Origin of the sequence: Streptomyces sp. Pv4-95 (assembly GCF_045782725.1) — a bacterium.
Classification (GTDB): Bacteria; Actinomycetota; Actinomycetes; order Streptomycetales; family Streptomycetaceae; genus Streptomyces.
This window is the reverse complement of the sequence record NZ_CP127172.1, coordinates 2,614,705-2,634,501: the sequence shown is the minus strand read 5'-3', so window position 1 is coordinate 2,634,501 and position 19,797 is coordinate 2,614,705. Positions and strand designations below refer to the sequence as shown.

The following is a 19,797-nucleotide window of genomic DNA, read 5'->3' as shown; positions in this document are numbered from 1 at the left end:
CCGGGGGCCCGTCGAGGTGCGGGGGAGCGCTCTGCGCGGCAGTCCGGAGTTGGCCGGGCCGTGAAGGGGAGTGCTCACGGACGCGTGCATCGTGGCTCGGTACGGCTTTGGGCGGAGGCGTGCGCGACGCAAGGGCGAGCGGCCGCCGATGAGCAGGGAGGCAACCGCAGCCTGTGCGCCGCGATTGCCGCCGTAAGCGCTGCACCGGCTCGGTCGGCGAACTGTCCGACGCGAGCGGCTGGTTGAGGTCGTCGAAGCGGGTGACAAGCTGCCCAATTCCCGCTCTGCCGTTGCGGTGGCTGCCGCCGCCCCGGGAAAGCGCGCAGGCCCCCGCGGCGTTCGCGGGGGCCTGCGCTCGGGGGTGGTGGATGGTCAGGAGGTGCCGGCCTCGACGGGGTGTGCGGGGGCGGCGGCCGGTGCGGGGGTGAGAGCGGGCGTGCGGGCCTTGAGCCAGCTGCGGGTTCCGATGGCGGTGGCCAGCAGGACCAGGAGGGCGGCGGCGAGCGTGATGGCCCGGACATCGAAGACATCGATCACCCGGCCGCCGTACCAGGAGCCGAGGGTGGCGCCGACCTGGAGGGCCGACACGTTCACGGTGACCGCCAGGGTGGGGGCCTCGGCCGCGGCGCTGAGCACCCGGCCCTGGAGCGCGGGCAGGATCGCGAAGGTGGCGACGGCGAAGAGGAAGAAGAAGGCCCAGGCCAGGGCCGTCACCGGGGCGACCACCCAGAACAGCGCACTGGTCGCGGTCAGCGCGGCCAGGGTGCCGGCGAGCGTGGGCAGCAGGGCGCGGTCGGCGAGCCGGCCGCCGACCCAGTTGCCGACGATCGAACCGACGCCGTAGACGACCAGCATCACCGGCACCGACGACTCGGGGAAGTCGCCGACCTGGGTGGCCAGCGGCACCATGTACGTGACCACGGTGAAGAAGCCGCCGGTGGCCAGCGCGGTGGTCAGGATGCCGGTGCGGATCTCCTTCTTGGCGAAGACCCGCAGCTCGTCGCGGACGGACGTGGGCGCGCCCTCGGCACCGCCGGGGATGAGCACCGCGAGCATGACCACGCAGAGCAGGGACAGCACCGCCGTCGTACGGAACGGCGCCTGCCAGCCGAACTGCTGGCCGATCAGGGTGCCGAGCGGAACACCCAGCACCGACGCCAGGTTGAAGCCGAGCAGTACCTTGGAGACGGCCGAGCCGGCCTTCTCCGGCGGCACCAGGCTCGCCGCGACGACGAAGCTCGCCGCCGCGAACGTGCCGTGCGAGAGGGCGGCGATGACGCGGCCGACGATGAGCACACCGTAGGTGGGGGCGAACGCCGCGATGGCGTTGCCGACGGTGGCGGTGACCATCAGGGCGAGCAGCAGACCGCGACGCGACATCCGGGTGGTCAGCCCCGTGACGAGCGGGCCACCGAAGACCACCGTCGCGGCGTAGGCGGTGATGACCAGCCCCGCGGTGGGCAGGGACACGCCCAGCCCGGCGGAGAGGTCTTCGATCACCCCGCCGGGCAGCAGCTCGCCGGTGCCGATGACGAAGAGCGACATGGTGAGGGCGAAGAATTTCAGGAACATCAGGGATCTCTCTCTAGGCTCTTTCGGCCTGGTGAGGCATGGCTCAGCCGGCTGCGGGGGCGGCCGGCGGGTGGGGCAGGGCATCGAGCTCGAACCCGAAGTGCGTGCGGTAGGCGTCGAATACCGCGGCGTCGTCCGGCAGTTCCTCCTTGGTGCGCTGCCCGTCGACGACCCGGACGAGCTTGCGGCCGCTGAGGGTGACCCGGCCCTCGGCGGTGGGCCGGGTGCAGAAGAGCTGGGTGAGGAACGGCGAGTCGGCGGAGTTCTGGAACCACCAGAGCGTCGGCCGGAAGTCGTCCACGACGCGCGGGCGGGGCTCGAAGCGGTACTGGTGGGAGCCGTTGCGGTAGACGTCGATGTCGCCCTCGGGGGCGTCCTTGAGCTCGAAGGTGCCCTGCGGGTCCTCCTGCGGCGCACGCGAGTCGAGCCGCAGCGGGTGGCGGAAGCCACGGCCGTAGCCGACGTCGACCAGCCACGGTTCGGGGGAGTCCTCGGCGACGACGCGCAGGATCAAGTGCCCCATGAGAGGGCCGAGTTCGCCGTTCTCCAGCACCCGCCCCGCCATGACGGTGACGTCGTAGCCCAGGGCCCGCAGGACCTCGGAGAAGGCGCCGTTGAGCTCGTAGCAGCCGCCGCCGCGCCGCTGCTCGGTGATCTTCGGTACGGCGTCGGCGCCGATGTCGACGGGCAGCCGCAGATTGAAGTCGATGTTCTCGAACGGTATGGACAGCACGTGGCGTTCGTGCAGCTCGCGCAGCGCCGCGCCGGTCGCACGCTCGGGCCGCTTGGTGCCCATACGGTGCAGATACGCGTCGACGGCCTCGGGGGTCAGCATGGATGCTCCTCGGTTCGCGGGTCGGGAAGGTCGGTGCGCCGGTGGTGCGGGCGCCGGGCGGACGGGGTCAGAGGCGGACGAGGGCGAGCCCGGCCGCCATGCCCCCGCCGAAACCGGCGAGCAGCGCGAGGTCCCCGGGCCGGGCCGCACCGGAGGTGACGGCCGCGTCGAGAGTGATCGGTACCGAAGCGGCACCGGTGTTGCCGTAGTCGACGACCGTCGTGTGCAGGCGGGCGCGCGGCAGCTCCAGGGACCGCCCGAGCTCGTCGAGCATCACCGCGTTGGCCTGGTGGGGGATGACATGGTCGATCTCGTCGGGCCGGACGCCGGCCCTGCGCAGCAGCTCGTGCACGGCCGGCGGCACGTGCTCCGCGACGAACTCGCGCACCGCGCGGCCGTTCATGCGGAAGTAGTGCGCGCCGTCGGCGAGGGTGTACTCCGAGGCGGGCCGGCGGCTGCCGCCCGCCGGCACCTCGATCAGGTCCCGGTAGCCGGGGAACGTCGCGAGGCGGGTGGCGAGGATGCCGCCGCCGGTGGCCGTGGGGCCGAGCACCGCGGCGCCCGCGCCGTCACCGAACAGCACCGTCGTGCGGCGGTCGGTGCGGTCGAGTATGCGGGAGTAGATGTCCGCGCCGATGACCAGCGCGTGCCCGCCGGTGGGCTGCACGGTGCGCTGCGCGACGGAGAGGGCGAAGACGAAGCCGCTGCACACGGCGTTCAGGTCGAACGCGGCGGCGGCCGGGGTCGCCCCGATCAGGTCGGCGACGACGGCCGCGGTCGGCGGCTGCGGGGAGTCGGGGGTGGAGGTCGCCACCACGATCAGCGACAGGTCCCGGGCACTGATGCCGGCGCTCCGCAGGGCCGCCCGCCCGGCCGCCGCGGCCAGGTCCGAGGTCGCCTCGTCGGGCTTGGCCCAGCGCCGGGCGCGGATACCGGTCTTGCGGGTGATCCACGCGTCGTCGACGCCCGCCGCCTCGCCCGCCTCGTCGTTGCCGACCACATGACCTGGGAGATACGAGCCGGTGCCGAGCACGCCGACGGGCGATGGTCCGCCGTACCGGCCGTCTTCCGCAGTCGTTGCCATTGTCATCTCGCATCCTTCGTCGGTGAGAAGAACCGTCCCCTCATTTCCTCGCCAACGATGGTCACCCGGTGAAAGAGTGTCAATTTGCGGCGTATTACTTTGTCAACTGGCGACGACTGTGTCAGAAGTCCGCGGCACTGCGCCTTTCGTGACGCAGCCCTCACTTGACTAAGTAACCCATTTTGGATTGGTGTTCGACTAATACGCGCCACAGACTTCCGGGCAAGTGGCTACTTGCCGCCGCTACTCAAACGGGAGGAATGAAGTGCGTAGTCTCGAACGCCTGCATTCATTGCCGGCGCACCAACAGCCGGATTGGCCGGACACCGAAAGTCTCCGCGCGGTCGTTGCGCAACTGAAGAGCGCACCCCCGCTGGTCCGGCCGGAGGACGTCCGCGCGTTGCGGGCGCTGCTCGCCCGGGTCGCCTCGGGCGAACTCCAGGTGATCCAGACCGGGGACTGTGCCGAGGACCCGGCCGAGAGCACGCCGGGCGACGTCGCGCGCAAGACGGCGCTGCTGGACATGCTCGCCGGCACCATGAAGCTCAACACCGACAAGCCGGTGATCCGGGTCGGCCGGATCGCCGGGCAGTACGGCAAGCCGCGCTCCCGGCCCACCGAGGTCGTCGGCGGCGTCGAACTGCCCGTCTACCGCGGGCACATGGTCAACGGCCCGGAACCCGACCCGGAGCTGCGCCGCCCCGACCCCACCCGCATGCTCTCCGGGCTGACCGCCGCCCGGCTGGTCTCCGAGAAGCTCGGCTGGTCCGGCGACGGGCGACGCCGCCAGGTCGACCCGCCCGTCTGGACCAGCCACGAGGCGCTGCTGCTGGACTACGAGCTGTCGATGGTGCGGCAGCAGCCGGACGGCGGGCTGCTGCTCGGCTCCGCGCACTGGCCGTGGATCGGCGAGCGGACCCGCCAGGTGGACGGTGCGCACGTCGCACTGCTCGCCGCCGTGGACAACCCGGTCGCCTGCAAGGTCGGACCGCAGATGACGCCGGAGGAGATCCTCGCGCTGTGCGAGCGCCTGGACCCGCGGCGCGAGCCGGGCCGGCTGACCCTGATCGCACGGATGGGCGCGGACGCGGTACGGGCGGTGCTGCCGCCGCTGGTACGTGCCGTACGGGCCGCCGGACACCCGGTGATCTGGCTGACCGACCCGATGCACGGAAATACCGTCAACAGTCCCGTCGGCCTGAAGACGCGGTGTGTGGAAACCGTCATCCGCGAGGTGACGGATTTCCAGAGCGCCGTTTCCGAAGCCGGCGGCGTCGACGGCGGAATGCACCTGGAAACCACTCCGGACCAGGTCACGGAATGCGCGGTCGGCGAGTCGGAGATTCCCGGCGTCGGGGAGAAGTACACCACCCTTTGCGACCCCCGTCTCAACCCGTCCCAGGCGGTAGCGGTGGCGTCCGCATGGCGCGGCTGACCGTGAGCTGGAATTCGCCTCGCAGTAGGCAATGGAGGTAGCGAGAAATGGAAATGGAAGGCAGGGTCGCCCTCGTCACGGGGGCGGCCGGCGGGATAGGCGCGGCGGTCGTGCGCGCCCTGGGCGAGCGCGGCGCGAAGGTGGCCGCGGTGGACCGGGACGCCGAACGGCTCGCAGATGTGGTCGACAAACTGCGGGCGGACGGCCTGGAGGCGGCCGCGTTCGCCGGCGACGTCACCTCGAGCGACGACGTCGAGGCGGTCGTGGACCGGGTCGAGAACACCCTCGGCCCGCTGGACTTCCTGGTCAACGCCGCGGGCGTGCTGCGCCTTTCGGAGGCCCGCGCCCTTACCGACCAGGACTGGGCCGTCACCTTCGCGGTCAACACCACCGGCGTCTTCTTCGTCTCCCGCGCGGTGGTCAACCGGATGATCCGGCGGGGCCGCGGCGGGGCCCTGGTCACCGTCGCGTCCAACGCGGCCGGCACCGCGCGGGTCGAGATGGCCGCCTACGCCGCCTCCAAGGCCGCGGCCACGATGTTCACCAAGTGCCTGGGCCTGGAGGTGGCCAAGGAGGGCATCCGCTGCAACCTGGTCGCCCCCGGCTCCACCGAGACGCCGATGCTCAGCTCGATGTGGCAGGACGAGTCCGGCCCACGGTCCACCATCGACGGCCGGCCCGAGGCATACCGCGTGGGCATCCCGCTGGGCAAGATCGCCCGTCCCGAGGACGTGGCGGACGCGGTGGCCTTCCTGCTCTCCGACCAGGCCGCCCACATCACCATGCACGACCTCACCGTCGACGGCGGCGCCGCGCTCGGCGTCTGACCCGCGGCCATGGAGCCCCTGGAGGAAAACATGGCGGGAATCCCCCCGATCGAGCCCTATCCGATGCCGGGACCGGGCGATCTGCCCGAGAACACCGTCGGCTGGACGGCGGACCCCGACCGGGCCGTCCTGCTCGTCCACGACATGCAGCGCTACTTCCTGCGGCCGTTCCCCGAGACGGTTCGCGACGCACTGGTCCACCACGCGGCCCTGCTGCGCGAGCGCGCCGCCGAACTGGGCATGCCGGTCGCCTACACCGCGCAGCCCGGCGGCATGACCGGGCAACAGCGCGGTCTGCTCCGGGACTTCTGGGGGCCCGGCATGACCCCGGGGCCCGAGGACCGCACGGTCGTCGAGCCGCTGACCCCGCGGCCCGGCGACTGGGTGTTCACCAAATGGCGCTACAGCGCCTTCCACAAGTCCCCCCTGCTCGACCGCATGAGGGAGTCGGGCCGCGACCAGCTCGTGGTGTGCGGGGTGTACGCGCACGTCGGTGTGCTGATGAGCGCCGTCGACGCCTTCACCCACGACATCCAGCCGTTCCTCGCCGCGGACGCGGTGGCCGACTTCTCGGCCGCCGATCACCGGATGGCACTGGAGTACGCGGCGCGGCGCTGCGCCGCCGTCGCCACCACCAAAGACATCGTCACCCAACTCGAAAGGGGGGCCCATGACTGACGACCTGCTGGGGCGCGTCCTGGCCGCCGGACCACCGGCGTTCGCCTTGCTGCACCGCCCCGAGGTAACCGGCCGTGGCCTGCTGGAGGTCTTCGCCGGAACGGCGTCGGAGGCCGGCACCATCGCCGACATTCCGCTGCCGGACCCGCCGGCGGATTCCGGCCGGCGCCAGGAAGTGCTCGCCATCGTCCCCTACCGCCAGCTCGCCGAGCGCGGCTTCGAGGCCCCCGACGACGGCGCGCCGCTGCTCACCCTCGCCATCGAGGAGCAGGAGACGGTGGCGGTCGCCGAGGTGCTGTCCCGGATCCCCGACGCCCCGATCGAGCTGACCGACGGCGACTTCGACATCGACGACGACGCCTACGCCGACACCGTCCGCCGGGTCATCGCGGAGGAGATCGGCACCGGCGAGGGCGCGAACTTCGTCATCAAGCGGTCCTTCGTCGCCGACATCACCGGCTACGGCCCGCACAGCGCACTGACCTTCTACCGGCGGCTGCTGGAGCGGGAGGCCGGCGCGTACTGGACGTTCCTCGTGCACACCGGCGAGCGCACCTTCGTGGGCGCCTCGCCCGAGCGGCACATCAGCGTGCACGGCGGCAAGGCCGTGATGAACCCCATCAGCGGCACCTACCGCTACCCGCCCGCCGGGCCCAGCCTGCCCGAGGTCATGGACTTCCTCGCCGACCGCAAGGAAGCCGACGAGCTGTACATGGTCGTCGACGAAGAGCTGAAGATGATGGCCCGGATCTGCGAGAGCGGCGGCCGGGTCGTGGGGCCGTACCTGCGGGAGATGGCGCGGCTCGCGCACACCGAGTACTTCATCGAGGGCCACACCACCCGGGACGTGCGCGAGATCCTGCACGAGACGCTCTTCGCCCCCACCGTCACCGGCAGCCCCCTGGAGAGCGCGGCCCGGGTGCTGGCCCGCTACGAACCGGAGGGACGCGGCTACTACAGCGGCATCGCCGCCCTCATCGGACGGGACGCGGACGGCGCACGCACCCTGGACTCGGCGATCTTGATCCGTACCGCGGAGATCGACCGGCGCGGGCGGCTCAGGATCGGCGTCGGGGCGACCCTCGTACGCCACTCCGACCCGCTCTCCGAGGTCGCCGAGACCCGCGCCAAGGCCGCAGGACTGCTCGCCGCGCTCGCCGAACCGGGGCGGGGGCGGTTCGGCGGCCACGCGACGGTGCGCGCCGCGCTCGCCGAACGCAACGCCACCATCGCCGGCTTCTGGCTCGCGGGGGAGGAGGAACGCGCGGTCAACGCCGTCGCCGGCCTCACCGGGCGGCGGGTCCTCGTCGTCGACGCGGAGGACACCTTCACCTCCATGATCGACCACCAACTGCGGTCGATGGGACTTGAGGTGACCGTGCGCCGCTTCGACGAGCCGTACGGCTTCGACGGCTACGACCTGGTCGTCATGGGGCCCGGCCCCGGCGACCCCCGGGATGCCCGCCACCCCAAGATCGCCCATCTGCGTACGGCGATCAGCCAACTCCTCGACGAACAGCGGCCGTTCCTCGCGGTCTGCCTCAGCCACCAGGTTCTCAGCACGCTGCTGGGCTTCGAACTCGTCCGCCGCGAGGTCCCCAACCAGGGCGCGCAGCGCGCCATCGACCTGTTCGGCTCCCGGGTGCGGGTCGGCTTCTACAACACCTTCGCGGCCCACAGCGCCGAGGACAAGGCGGACACCGCCCGCGCCGGAGTGGTGGAGGTCAGCCGGGACCCGGACACCGGTGAGATCCACGCGCTGCGCGGCCAGGGATTCGCCTCGATGCAATTCCACTCCGAATCCGTGCTGACCGAGGACGGTCTCCGCATCGTCGGCGGACTCCTCCAGGACGTGCTGCGGACCGAGGAGGTGACCGCCTCGTGAAAGCCGTCATCGCCTGGTGGGATCTCGCGGAATCGGAACAGACCCCGGAAACGCTGCGGGAATTCCTGCGGACGGAGGCGGTGGAACGCTATTCCCAATTCCCCGGTCTCCGCCTGAAATTCTGGATGTCGGAGGCCGGCGGCGGGGGCTGGGGCGCGGTCTTCCTGTGGGAATCGGAGGCGGCCGCGAGCATCCAGCTGCCCACCGGGGCCGCCGACCTCATCGGCTATCCGCCCACGGTGGTGCACCGATTCGACGTCGAGGCGGCCACCGAGGGCGCCCACACCATCCCCGATCTGACGGGCCTCGGGCTGGCCTACGCCCCGTCATGACCCGCGGGGAATCCCGGAATCCGGGATTCCCCGCACCCGGCCCGCCGTGGCGCCCCGGGAAATCCGGTGCCCCGGCGGGCCGATCTGATCAAGTAACGCGCTTTTGACGAAGTGCCGTCGTCGTCGTTGTCCGGAAAGGCGCCCCACGGCGAGAGTTCATACCACGCACACCGGCGGCTGACGCCGGCCCAGCGGAAACAGGAGAAGGACAATGCCTGCACGATTCGAGGGCAAGGTCGCGCTCGTCGCCGGCGGCGATGACGCAATCGGCCGGGCCGGCGCACTCGCCTTCGCCCGCCAGGGTGCCACCGTGGTGGTCGCCGGTACCGACGCCCGGAAACTGGACGCCACGGTGCGCACGATCCGCCACGGCGGCGGCCGCGCCGAGAGCATCGTCACCGATGTGACCCGCGACGGAAAGGACGCCGCCGCCCACATGGTGGCGGTCACGGTGGAGCGCTGCGGCGGACTCGACATCGCCTTCAACAACGTCACCGTCACCGGCCCCGCCCGACCGGTCGCCGACACCTGCGAGACCGTCTGGACCGAGCTGCTCGCCCACAACCTCACCGGTGTGTGGACGTCCATGAAGCACGAGATCGCCTACATGAAGGAGCACCGGGGCGGCGTCATCGTCAACACCGCCTGCAACCTCCTCAGCAACGGCGTCCGCCCGGGGCTCGGCGCGTACGCCGCCTCCAAGGCCGCGCTGACGACCCTCACCCGCGCCGCCGCCGGCGAGTACATCGCCGACGGCATCCGCATCAACGCCATCAGCCCCGGCCCCGCCGAGGAACCGGGCACCACCGGGCCCCGGCCGGCCGGCCAGGACCACGCCACCGCCGACGAGGTCGCCGACTCCGTCGTCTGGCTCTGCTCCGACGAGTCGGCCTTCGTCGTGGGACACGACCTCGTACTCGACCGGAAGCGAGCCGCCTGATGACCACCGCTCCCCCCGCCCCGAACCCGGCCCCCACCGCTCCCGCCCCGCTGGAGTGGACCGCACTCGACCGCCGCGCCGTGGACATCGCCCGCGGCCTGGCCGTCGACGCCGTCGAACGGGCCGGCCACGGCCACCCGGGCACCGCCATGAGCCTCGCCCCGGCCGCGTACCTGCTCTTCCAGCGGCTGCTGCGGCACGACCCCGCCGACCCCGCATGGGCCGGCCGCGACCGCTTCGTGCTCTCCTGCGGACACGCCGCCCTCACCCTCTACACCCAGCTCTACCTCTCGGGCTACGGGCTGACCCTTGAGGACCTCAAGTCCCTGCGCACCGAAGGCAGCCTGACGCCCGCCCACCCCGAATACGGCCACACCCCGGGCGTGGAGACCTCCACCGGGCCGCTCGGCCAGGGGCTGGGCAACGCGGTCGGCATGGCGATGGCCGCACGCCGCGAACGCGGACTGTTCGACCCGGACACCCCGGACGGTGACAGCCCCTTCGACCACACCATCTGGGCCTTCGCCTCCGACGGCGACCTCGCCGAAGGACTCAGCCACGAGGTCTGCTCCCTCGCCGGCCACCAGAAGCTGGGCAACCTCGTCGTGCTCTACGACGACAACCGCATCTCCATCGAGGACGACACACAGATCGCCCAGTCCGAGGACGTCCTCGCCCGGTTCGCCGCCTACGGCTGGCACGTCCAGCGCGTGGACTGGACGACGCCGGACGGCTACCACGAGGACGTACCGGCGCTGCACACGGCGCTGAGCGCGGCACGCGAGGAGACCGGCCGCCCCTCGCTCGTCGCGCTGCGCACCGTCATCGGCTGGCCCTCCCCGGGCAAGCAGAACACCGGCAAGATCCACGGCGCCGCGCTGGGCGCCGACGAGGCGGCCGCCACCAAGGCCGCCATGGGGCTCGACCCCGAGCGCTCCTTCCAGGTGCCCGCCGACGTGCTCGAACGGGCCCGCCAGGTCACCGTCCGCGCCCGCGCGGACCGCGCCGCATGGGAGAAGCGCCACCAGGACTGGCGGTCCGCTTTCCCCCGGCGGGCCGCCGCTCACGACCGGATCACCGCCCGCACCCTGCCGCCCGGCTGGTCGGACGACGTGCCGGAGTTCGCCCCCGGCCAGGAGATGGCCACCCGCAAGGCATCCGGCGCGGTCCTCAGCGCGCTGGCCGGGACACTGCCCGAGCTGTGGGGAGGCTCCGCCGACCTCGCCGAATCCAACAACACCACGATGGCCGGCGAACCCTCCTTCATACCCGAGGAGTTGGCCACCGCCGCCTTCCCCGGCCACCGCTACGGGCGCACCCTGCACTTCGGCATCCGCGAACACGCCATGGGCGCCGTCCTCAACGGCATCGCCCTGCACGGCGGCACCCGCCCCTACGGCGGCACTTTCCTCGTCTTCTCCGACTACATGCGTCCCGCCGTCCGGCTCGCCGCCATGATGCGGCTGCCCGTCACCTACGTATGGACCCACGACTCCATCGGCCTCGGCGAGGACGGCCCCACCCACCAGCCCGTCGAGCACCTGTGGTCGCTGCGGGGCATCCCCGGGCTCGACGTGGTCCGCCCGGCCGACGCCAACGAGACCGCCGTCGCCTGGCGCACCGTCCTGGAGCACACCGACCGCCCCGCCGGACTCTGCCTCACCCGGCAGAACCTGCCGGTCCTGGACCGCGCACCCGGCAGCGGCCTCGCACCGGCCGCCGGTGCGGCCCGGGGCGGCTACGTCCTCGCCGAGGCCCGCACCGCGGACGGCACCCCCACCACCCCGGACGTCCTCCTGCTCGGCACCGGCAGTGAGGTGCACATCGCCCTGGAAGCCCAACGCCTGCTGCACGCCGAGAACATCGCCGCCCGCGTGGTCTCCCTGCCCTGCCTGGAGTGGTTCGGCGAACAGAGCCGCCCCTACCGCGACGAGGTGCTCCCGCCCGAGGTCACCGCCCGGGTCTCCGTCGAAGCCGGGTCGGTCCTGGGCTGGCACGCCCTGGTCGGCGACGCCGGGGAGGCCATGGGCCTGGACCGGTTCGGTGCCTCCGCGCCCTACCGCGCCCTCTACGAGAGCTACGGACTCACCGCGGTCAGGGTCGCCGCGGCCGCCCGCGCCTCCCTCGCCCGGGTGCGCGCCCGCGACCGGAGGACCGCACGATGAAGGTCGAGCTCCCCGGATCCAAGAGCATCACCAACCGGGCACTGCTCCTCGCCGCGGCCGCCGACGGCCACTCCACCCTCCACGCCCCGCTGGTCAGCGACGACACCGTCGCCTTCCGCGACGCGCTCACCGCACTGGGCGCACGGATCACCACCGACGGGCAGGACGGCGCCTGGGGCGTCGGCGGCATCGGCCGCGGCCCGGCCGGCGGCGGGCACATCCGGTGCGCCGACGCCGGCACCGCCGCCCGCTTCCTGCCGCCGTTCGCGGCGGCGGGCACCGGCCGCTACACCTTCGACGGCAGCGCCCAACTGCGGGCCCGCCCGCTGCGCCCGCTCGCCGACGCACTGCGCGGGCTCGGCGCGAAGGTCACCCTCGCGCCGGGCGGCGGACTGCCGCTGACCGTCGACGCCACCGGTACGGACGGCGGCGAGCTGTCCCTCGACGGCTCGCTCAGCAGCCAGTACCTCAGCGGCCTGCTGCTGGCCGCGCCGCTGCTGCGCACCCCGCTGACCCTGCGGGTGACCGGACTGGTCAGCCGCCCCTACATCGACCTGACGCTGGCCCTGATGCGGCACTTCGGCGCCGACGTCACCGGGGCCACCGAGGACACCGACGGCACGTTCACCGTCCGCCCCGGCCGCTACCGCGCCACGGCGCTGCACATCGAGCCGGACGCCTCCACCGCCTCGTACTTCTTCGCCGCGGCCGCCGTCACCGGACGCACCGTCACCGTCCCCGGCCTCGGCCGCGGCAGCCTCCAGGGCGACCTGCGCTTCGTGGACGTCCTGCGCAGGACGGGCGCCCGGGTGGACATCGCGGAGCACGCCACCACCGTCACCGGCACCGGCCCCCTGCGCGGCGGCTTCACCGTCGACATGGGCGAGATCTCCGACACCTTCATGACCCTGGCCGCCATCGCCCCGCTCGCGGACGCCCCCGTCACCGTCCGCGGCATCGGGCACGCCCGCCTCAAGGAGTCCGACCGCATCGAGGCGGTCGCCGGAAACCTGCGGGCGCTGGGCATCACCGCCGAGACCGGGCCGGACCGGATCACCGTGCACCCCGGCAGGGTGCGGGCGGCCCCGATCGCCTGCCACCGCGACCACCGGATCGCGATGGCCTTCTCCGTCCTCGGCCTGCGGGCCCCCGGACTCACCCTCGACGACCCGGGCTGCGTCACCAAGACCTTCCCCGGATTCCACACGGCACTGCGGCGCTGCTTCGCGGAACACCCCGCGTATCCACACGAGTTCACCGCGCCCGCCGCACCCCGCGCCGCCGATCCGGGACACCCGGAGGAACACGGCGCGCGGACGACTACGCAACGAAAGGCATGACATGGCGAAGATACTGATCGCCGGCGGCGGCGTGGGCGGCCTCGCGGCGGCGCTGGCCACGGCGCGGCACGGGCACCGGGTGACCGTCCTGGAGCGCTGGGACTTCACCGAACTCGGCGCCGGCATCCAGCTCGGCCCCAACGCCTTCCACGCCCTGGACCGGCTCGGCGTGGGCGACGCGGTCCGCGAACGCGCCGTCTTCATCGACGAGTTGCGCTTCATGGACGGCACCACCGACCGCCAGGTGCAGTCGATGCCGCTCACCGGCCCCTACCGCACCCGCTTCCGCAACCCCTACGCCGTGGTGCACCGCACCTGCCTGTTCGCACCGCTGCTGGAGGCATGCCGGGCGAACCCCGCCATCGAACTGCGCGCGAACAGCAGGGTCCTGCGCCACGAACAGGACGCCGGCTCGGTCACGGCCGTGCTCGACACCGGCGAACTGGTCACCGGCGACGCCCTCATCGGGGCCGACGGCATCCGCTCCACCGTCCGCGCCCAGCTCCTGGGCGACGGCGAACCGCGGGTCTCCGGGCACACGATCTACCGCTCCGTCATCCCGATGGAACGCGTTCCCGAAGAGCTGCGCTGGAACACCGTCACCCTGTGGGCAGGACCGAAGTGGCACTTCGTCCACTACCCCATCGGCGGCGGCGAGTTCCTCAACCTCGCGGCCACCCGGGACGACGGGGCCACCGAGGCGGTGGCCGGCGTGCCCGCCGCACGCGATCGGGTGCTCGGCGAGTTCCCCGACCTGGGCGAAGTCGCCCGACGGCTGCTGGAGTTGGGGGAGGACTGGAAGTCCTGGGTGCTGTGCGACCGGGATCCGGCCGACACCTGGACCGACGGCCGGGTCGCGCTGCTCGGCGACGCGGCCCACCCGATGCTGCAATACGCCGCCCAGGGCGCCTGCCAGGCACTGGAGGACGCGGTGGTCCTGGGTGACCTGCTCGACGGGCCGGCCGACGACGTGGTGCAGCGGCTGGAGAAGTACGCAGCCGTCCGCCGCGAGCGCACCGCGAAGACGCAGCTGGTGGCCCGGGAGATGGGACGGCGGCTCTACCACCCGGCGGGCGAGGCCGCGCAGGAGCGCAACGCGATGCTCGCCGCGATGACCGCCGACGACCTGTACGACACCGTCCAATGGCTGCACGGCGAAAGGGACTTCGGGACCGGGGTGGCACGTTGAGCAGGTTGCGCTGGCTGACGGCGGGGGAGTCGCACGGCCCCGCATTGGTGGCGACGCTGGAGGGCCTTCCGGCCGGCGTCCCGATCACCACGGAGTTGGTGGCGGATGCGTTGGCCAGGCGGCGGCTGGGGTATGGCCGTGGTGCCCGGATGAAGTTCGAGCAGGACGAGATCACGTTCCTGGGCGGTGTGCGGCACGGTTTGTCGCTGGGTTCGCCGGTCGCGGTCATGGTGGGCAACACCGAGTGGCCGAAGTGGGAGCAGGTGATGGCGGCCGATCCGGTGGATGAGGAGGAGCTGGCGGCGCTGGCGCGTAACGCGCCGCTGACCCGCCCGCGTCCTGGTCATGCTGATCTTGCCGGTATGCAGAAGTACGGCTTCGACGAGGCGCGTCCGATCCTGGAGCGTGCGTCGGCTCGTGAGACGGCGGCGCGGGTGGCGTTGGGTGCGGTGGCGCGTTCCTTCCTCAAGGAGACCGCCGGCATCGAGATCGTTTCGCATGTGGTGGAGCTGGCGGCGGCGAAGGCGCCGTACGGCGTCGTGCCTGAGCCCTCGGACGTGGCGAGGCTGGACGCGGATCCGGTGCGTTGTCTGGATGCGGATGCGAGCAAGGCGATGGTCGCGGAGATCGATCAGGCCCACAAGGACGGCGACACGCTGGGTGGTGTGGTCGAGGTGCTGGCTTATGGCGTGCCTGTGGGTCTGGGTTCGCATGTGCATTGGGACCGTCGGTTGGATGCCCGGCTGGCGGCCGCTCTCATGGGGATTCAGGCGATCAAGGGTGTTGAGGTGGGGGACGGTTTCGATCTGGCGCGGGTGCCGGGTTCGAAGGCGCATGACGAGATCGTGTCGACGGGTGAGGGCATCAGGCGTACTTCGGGTCGCTCGGGTGGTACCGAGGGTGGTCTGACGACGGGTGAATTGTTGCGGGTGCGTGCGGCGATGAAGCCGATTGCGACGGTGCCGCGGGCGTTGGCGACCGTTGATGTGAGCACGGGTGAGGCGACGAAGGCGCATCATCAGCGTTCGGATGTGTGTGCGGTGCCGGCGGCGGGGATCGTGGCCGAGGCGATGGTGGCGCTGGTGCTGGCGGATGCGGTGGTGGAGAAGTTCGGTGGTGACAGCGTGCCGGAGACCCGTCGCAACGTCCGCAGCTACCTCGACAACCTGGCCGTCCGGTGACCGGGCAGGCCCAGGCGATCGGGCCCGGCCCGGCGGCCGTGCTCGTCGGCCCGATGGGCGCCGGCAAGAGCACGGCCGGGCGGTCGCTGGCCCAACTGCTGGGCACCACCTTCCGCGATACGGACGCGGACATCGTCGCGGCGGCGGGCAGACCGATCGCTCGGATCTTCGCCGACGAGGGTGAGCCGCACTTCCGGGACCTGGAGCGGGAAGCCGTACGCGTCGCCCTGGAGAACCACACCGGCGTGCTCGCCCTCGGCGGCGGCGCCATCCTCGACGCCGACACCCGCGAGCTGCTTGCGGGCCTCCCGGTGGTCTTCCTGGAGGTGGACGCCGACGAGGCGGTGCGCCGGATGGCGGGGGACGCCTCCCGGCCGCTGCTCGCCGTCAACCTCCGTACCCGCTGGCGGGGGTTGATGTCGGAGCGCCGGCCGCTCTACGAAGAGGTGGCCCGGACGGTGGTGCGCAGCGACGGGCTCAGCCCGGACACGGTCGCGGAAAGGATCCTCGACGCCCTCGCCCCGGCCCGGGCTGAGGCCGCGGCGAGGGAAGGGCGAACGAGGCCCGCTCAACCCGCGGAGCCGCCCCGCATGGCGCGGTAGAAGTCGCCGGCCCGGTGTGCGAACGCGTTCAGGTCCACCTTCTTCAGGGAGGTGGGCGCCTCGCCCAACGGCAGCACCTCACCGACCGAACCGCTGTCGGCCCATACGCACAGCGGCAGGTAGTCGCCGTCCCCGGCGACGACGCCGCAGCGCAGCAGCCCCTCCCGCGCGTCCGCGGACGGCAGGGGGAAGTTCTTCGGCCCGGCGGCCATCCGGTTGGGTGCGAAGGCGGCCTCGATCCGCCGAGCAGGGTCGGAGACCGTGCCCGCCGCGGTGTGCACCGCCAGCCGGTCGGCCGGCGCGTCCTTCGGCACGTAGACCGAGTCGACCTGCGTCAGGCCCTTGAACTCCGGGTATTTCGAGGCGTCCTGCTTCGCCGCCGGGTACAGCTGTTGCGTGGTGTTCTTGTCATAGAGCAGGTCGGTAGCGGCCGATTTCACCACCTTCGGCGCGCTGAGGCCGCGCGCCGCGGAGTCGTCGCGTGGTGACTCCTCGGAGCCGAGCAGCCACCACGCCACGATGCCGCCGGTGACAATCACCACAGCGGTGACGACGGCAGCGATGATTCCGGTGCGGCCGCGGGGCCCGGCGGGAGTCGGCGGATGGGGGGTGCCGCCGTGCAAGGGCATCCCGGACGGTGGCTGCTGCGGGGGGCCGTACTGGGGTGTCTGCGGCGGCTGGTGACTCACGGTGGGCGGGCCCTTCGCACGATCGATTGCAGGAACGGCCCATCTTGTCACCGCATGAACATGCCATTCGGTGGGGGTGTCCGCCCTCGTTCGCGGCTCCAGGACCGGCAAGTATGGTCGCCCCAGCGACCAGACGTCAGAGGGCCGTCGCGCCGGATGCCTCGGCAATCCGGGCCGCGGGCGGCCTTTCGTAGGGCCACGAAGGGAACGTAAGTCAATGTCGACCGTTCAAGCTGAGACCGGCCGCCGCACGGTGTCCACCGGGCCGTCCTCCCTGCACGCGGAGCTGGTGCGCCGCAACCCCGGCGAGCCGGAATTCCACCAGGCCGCTCTCGAGGTCCTGGAGACCCTGGCCCCCGTGCTCACCGCCCGGCCGGAGTTCGCCGAGGCGAAGATCCTGGAGCGGCTCTGCGAGCCGGAGCGGCAGATCATGTTCCGGGTGCCCTGGCAGGACGATTCCGGAAAGGTGCACGTCAACCGCGGCTTCCGGGTGGAGTTCAACAGCGCGCTCGGCCCGTACAAGGGCGGACTGCGCTTCCACGCGTCCGTGAACCTCGGAATCGTGAAGTTCCTCGGCTTCGAGCAGATCTTCAAGAACGCCCTCACCGGCCTGAACATCGGCGGCGGCAAGGGCGGCAGCGACTTCGACCCGCACGGCCGGTCGGACTCCGAGGTGATGCGGTTCTGCCAGTCGTTCATGACCGAACTGCACCGGCACCTCGGCGAGCACACCGACGTCCCCGCGGGGGACATCGGCGTCGGCGGCCGTGAGATCGGCTACCTCTTCGGGCAGTACCGGCGGATCACCAACCGCTGGGAGGCCGGCGTGCTGACCGGCAAGGGCCTGGCCTGGGGCGGCTCCACGGGCCGTACGCAGGCCACCGGTTACGGCAATGTGCTCTTCACCGAGGAGATGCTCAAGCGGCGCGGCGAGGAGCTCGACGGCCAGCAGGTCGTCGTCTCCGGCTCCGGCAACGTCGCCATCTACACGATCGAGAAGGTCCAGGCCCTCGGCGGCAATGTCCTGACGTGTTCGGACTCGGGCGGCTACGTCGTCGACGAGAAGGGCATCGACCTCGACCTGCTCAAGCAGATCAAGGAGGTCGAGCGCGGCCGGATCAGCGACTACGCCGAGCGTCGAGGGACGTCGGCCACGTACGTGCCCGGTGGGCGGGTGTGGGACGTGCCGTGCGAGGTGGCGCTGCCCTCGGCCACCCAGAACGAGCTGGACGCGGACGCGGCCCGGAGCCTGCTGCGCAACGGCGTCAAGGCGGTCTCCGAAGGCGCCAACATGCCGACCACCCCGGAGGCGGTGACGCTCCTGAAGGAGGCCGGTGTGGCCTTCGGGCCCGGCAAGGCCGCCAACGCGGGCGGCGTCGCCACCAGCGCGCTGGAGATGCGGCAGAACTCCGCACGGGAGTCCTGGGCGCTCGAACGCACCGAGGGCGAACTCGCGACGATCATGCGCACCATCCACGACACCTGCTACGAGACCGCCGAGCGGTTCGGGCTGCCCGGCGACTACGTGGCGGGCGCGAACATCGCCGGCTTCGAGCGGGTGGCGGACGCGATGCTGGACCAGGGCCTGATCTAGGGCCGTTCGTTCGGATCTTGGCCGGCCCGGCGCCCCCGGGCCGGGCCCTTCGCGGGCGGCCCGGCGACGGGCGCCCCAGGGGGCGCGGTACGGCTTCACCCGGTGCCGTACCGCGGCCCCCACGCGGCTCGTAGGCTTCGGCGTATGAACATCTGCGTCTTCTGCTCCGCCGCCGACCTCGACGAGCGCTACGTCACCCCCTCCCGCGAGTTCGCCACGCTGCTCGGCAAGGGCGGCCACACGCTGGTCTGGGGCGGCTCGGACACCGGCCTGATGAAGGTGATGGCCGACGGTGTGCGCGCGGCGGGCGGGCAGCTGGTCGGTATCTCCGTGGAGTTCCTCGCGCACAAGGCGTACGAGGGCGCGGACGAGATGGTCGTCACCAAGGACCTCGCCGAGCGCAAGGCGCAGCTGCTGGCCCGCGCCGACGCCGTCGTCGTCATGGTCGGCGGCACGGGCACGCTCGACGAGGCCACCGAGATCCTGGAGCTGCGCAAGCACGGGCTGCACACCAAGCCGGTCGTGCTGCTCAACGCGGCCGGTTTCTACGACGGGTTGAAGCAGCAGTTCCTGCGGATGGAGGCCGAGGGCTTCCTGCCGATCCCGCTGACCGACCTCGTCTTCTTCGCGGAGGACGGTGTCGGCGCCCTGGCCTACCTGGAGGAGAAGGCGGGCGTACAGGGCTGATCCGCCGGGGCCGCCCTCCCCGGGCGCGGCCCCGCCGCCCCCGTACGCCTCGTTAGGATCGGTGGCATGGGTACGCACTTGATCACGGGCGCAGGGTCGGGCATCGGAGCGGCGGTCGCACGGCGGCTTGCGGAGCGCGGCGAGGAGCTGTGGCTGCTGGCGCGGAACGCCGTCCGGGCCAAGGAGCTGGCCGCGCAGTTCCCCGGCGCCAAGACGCTCGTGGGCGACCTGGCCACCCCCGAGAAGCTGTCCTGGGCCTTCGGCCAGCAGCCGCTGCCGGACCGGCTGGACTCGCTCCAGCACATCGCCGGCGTCATCGAACTCGGTGCGGTCGGCGACCTTCCCGCCAAGGCATGGCAGCGGCAGCTCGCCGCCAACCTCGTCGCGCCCGCCGAGATCACCCGGCTGATGCTGCCGATGGTCCGGCTCGCCCAGGGGCACGTCGTCTTCGTCAACTCCGGTGCGGGGCTGCACGCCAACGCGCAGTGGGGCGCGTACGCCGCGAGCAAGCACGGGCTGAAGGCGCTGGCCGACTCGCTCCGGGCGGAGGAGCACGGCAACGGCGTCCGGGTGACCTCGGTCTACCCCGGGCGCACCGCCACTCCGATGCAGGAGAGCACCCACCAGCAGGAGGGCAAGGAGTACGACCCGTCGCGGTGGATCGACCCGGAGTCGGTCGCCTCGACGGTCCTGGCGGCCATCGACCTGCCGCGGGACGCGGAGATCAACGACGTGTCGGTGCGGCCGGGCCGCTGAGCCCGC

The 19,797-nt window shown here is 72.1% G+C and carries 18 protein-coding genes; 14 read left to right on the top strand and 4 right to left on the bottom strand.

Annotated elements, in window-relative coordinates; genetic code table 11:
* Positions 1-372 precede the first annotated feature (372 nt).
* From QOM21_RS11535 to QOM21_RS11525, 3 genes are all read right to left on the bottom strand, one after another.
* Entirely contained in the window at positions 373-1,572 is a 1,200-nt protein-coding gene (locus QOM21_RS11535; RefSeq protein ID WP_407549825.1) for an MFS transporter, read from the bottom strand.
* A gap of 43 nt (positions 1,573-1,615) precedes the next feature.
* Positions 1,616-2,407 carry an arylamine N-acetyltransferase family protein gene (locus QOM21_RS11530; protein ID WP_407549824.1) on the bottom strand — a complete coding sequence of 264 codons (792 nt, stop codon included), beginning with the start codon at positions 2,405-2,407 and terminating at the stop codon, positions 1,616-1,618.
* Between the two features lie 67 nt (positions 2,408-2,474).
* The gene (locus tag QOM21_RS11525; protein WP_407549823.1) at positions 2,475-3,491 is read right to left on the bottom strand and encodes a 3-oxoacyl-ACP synthase III family protein; all 1,017 of its coding nucleotides are present in this window, start codon (positions 3,489-3,491) and stop codon (positions 2,475-2,477) included.
* 265 nt (positions 3,492-3,756) lie between these two features.
* On the opposite strand from QOM21_RS11525, the gene QOM21_RS11520 reads away from it, so the two are divergent.
* The 11 genes from QOM21_RS11520 (at position 3,757) to QOM21_RS11470 (ending at position 16,065) form a co-directional block, all read left to right on the top strand.
* On the top strand, positions 3,757-4,926 hold the full coding sequence (locus QOM21_RS11520) for a 3-deoxy-7-phosphoheptulonate synthase (RefSeq protein WP_407549822.1): 1,170 nt from the start codon (positions 3,757-3,759) through the stop codon (positions 4,924-4,926).
* A gap of 53 nt (positions 4,927-4,979) precedes the next feature.
* Positions 4,980-5,753 carry a 2,3-dihydro-2,3-dihydroxybenzoate dehydrogenase gene (locus tag QOM21_RS11515; protein ID WP_407555634.1) on the top strand — a complete coding sequence of 258 codons (774 nt, stop codon included), beginning with the start codon at positions 4,980-4,982 and terminating at the stop codon, positions 5,751-5,753.
* 30 nt (positions 5,754-5,783) lie between these two features.
* Positions 5,784-6,431, top strand: coding sequence for an isochorismatase family protein (locus tag QOM21_RS11510; RefSeq protein ID WP_407549821.1), 648 nt, complete (start codon positions 5,784-5,786; stop codon positions 6,429-6,431).
* The gene (locus QOM21_RS11505) at positions 6,424-8,316 is read left to right on the top strand and encodes an anthranilate synthase family protein (protein WP_407549820.1); all 1,893 of its coding nucleotides are present in this window, start codon (positions 6,424-6,426) and stop codon (positions 8,314-8,316) included. The genes QOM21_RS11510 and QOM21_RS11505 overlap by 8 nt, the downstream gene beginning before the upstream one ends.
* The gene (locus QOM21_RS11500) at positions 8,313-8,648 is read left to right on the top strand and encodes a hypothetical protein (protein WP_407549819.1); all 336 of its coding nucleotides are present in this window, start codon (positions 8,313-8,315) and stop codon (positions 8,646-8,648) included. Before QOM21_RS11505 ends, QOM21_RS11500 begins: the two co-directional genes overlap by 4 nt.
* Before the next feature lie 211 nt (positions 8,649-8,859).
* Positions 8,860-9,588 (top strand): SDR family oxidoreductase, encoded by a 729-nt coding sequence (locus QOM21_RS11495; RefSeq protein ID WP_407549818.1) that lies wholly within the window; start codon positions 8,860-8,862, stop codon positions 9,586-9,588.
* A complete protein-coding gene (gene tkt / locus QOM21_RS11490) occupies positions 9,588-11,753 on the top strand; it encodes a transketolase (RefSeq protein ID WP_407549817.1) in 2,166 nt (721 codons plus the stop codon). The genes QOM21_RS11495 and tkt overlap by 1 nt, the downstream gene beginning before the upstream one ends.
* Positions 11,750-13,093 carry a 3-phosphoshikimate 1-carboxyvinyltransferase gene (aroA, locus tag QOM21_RS11485; protein ID WP_407549816.1) on the top strand — a complete coding sequence of 448 codons (1,344 nt, stop codon included), beginning with the start codon at positions 11,750-11,752 and terminating at the stop codon, positions 13,091-13,093. The genes tkt and aroA overlap by 4 nt, the downstream gene beginning before the upstream one ends.
* 1 nt (position 13,094) lies before the next feature.
* Positions 13,095-14,282, top strand: coding sequence for a 3-hydroxybenzoate 6-monooxygenase (locus QOM21_RS11480; protein WP_407549815.1), 1,188 nt, complete (start codon positions 13,095-13,097; stop codon positions 14,280-14,282).
* Positions 14,279-15,463 carry a chorismate synthase gene (aroC, locus tag QOM21_RS11475; RefSeq protein ID WP_407549814.1) on the top strand — a complete coding sequence of 395 codons (1,185 nt, stop codon included), beginning with the start codon at positions 14,279-14,281 and terminating at the stop codon, positions 15,461-15,463. Before QOM21_RS11480 ends, aroC begins: the two co-directional genes overlap by 4 nt.
* Complete coding sequence (locus QOM21_RS11470) at positions 15,460-16,065, top strand: shikimate kinase (protein ID WP_407549813.1); 606 nt, start codon at positions 15,460-15,462, stop codon at positions 16,063-16,065. Before aroC ends, QOM21_RS11470 begins: the two co-directional genes overlap by 4 nt.
* Here QOM21_RS11470 and QOM21_RS11465 read toward each other — a convergent pair.
* The gene (locus QOM21_RS11465) at positions 16,032-16,754 is read right to left on the bottom strand and encodes a hypothetical protein (RefSeq protein ID WP_407549812.1); all 723 of its coding nucleotides are present in this window, start codon (positions 16,752-16,754) and stop codon (positions 16,032-16,034) included. The genes QOM21_RS11470 and QOM21_RS11465 overlap by 34 nt on opposite strands.
* A gap of 217 nt (positions 16,755-16,971) precedes the next feature.
* On the opposite strand from QOM21_RS11465, the gene gdhA reads away from it, so the two are divergent.
* From gdhA to QOM21_RS11450, 3 genes are all read left to right on the top strand, one after another.
* A complete protein-coding gene (gene gdhA, locus QOM21_RS11460) occupies positions 16,972-18,348 on the top strand; it encodes an NADP-specific glutamate dehydrogenase (RefSeq protein ID WP_407549811.1) in 1,377 nt (458 codons plus the stop codon).
* Positions 18,349-18,492: 144 nt separating this feature from the next.
* On the top strand, positions 18,493-19,035 hold the full coding sequence (locus QOM21_RS11455; protein WP_407549810.1) for a TIGR00730 family Rossman fold protein: 543 nt from the start codon (positions 18,493-18,495) through the stop codon (positions 19,033-19,035).
* 66 nt (positions 19,036-19,101) lie between these two features.
* Positions 19,102-19,791, top strand: coding sequence for an SDR family oxidoreductase (locus QOM21_RS11450; protein ID WP_407549809.1), 690 nt, complete (start codon positions 19,102-19,104; stop codon positions 19,789-19,791).
* Positions 19,792-19,797: the final 6 nt, after the last annotated feature.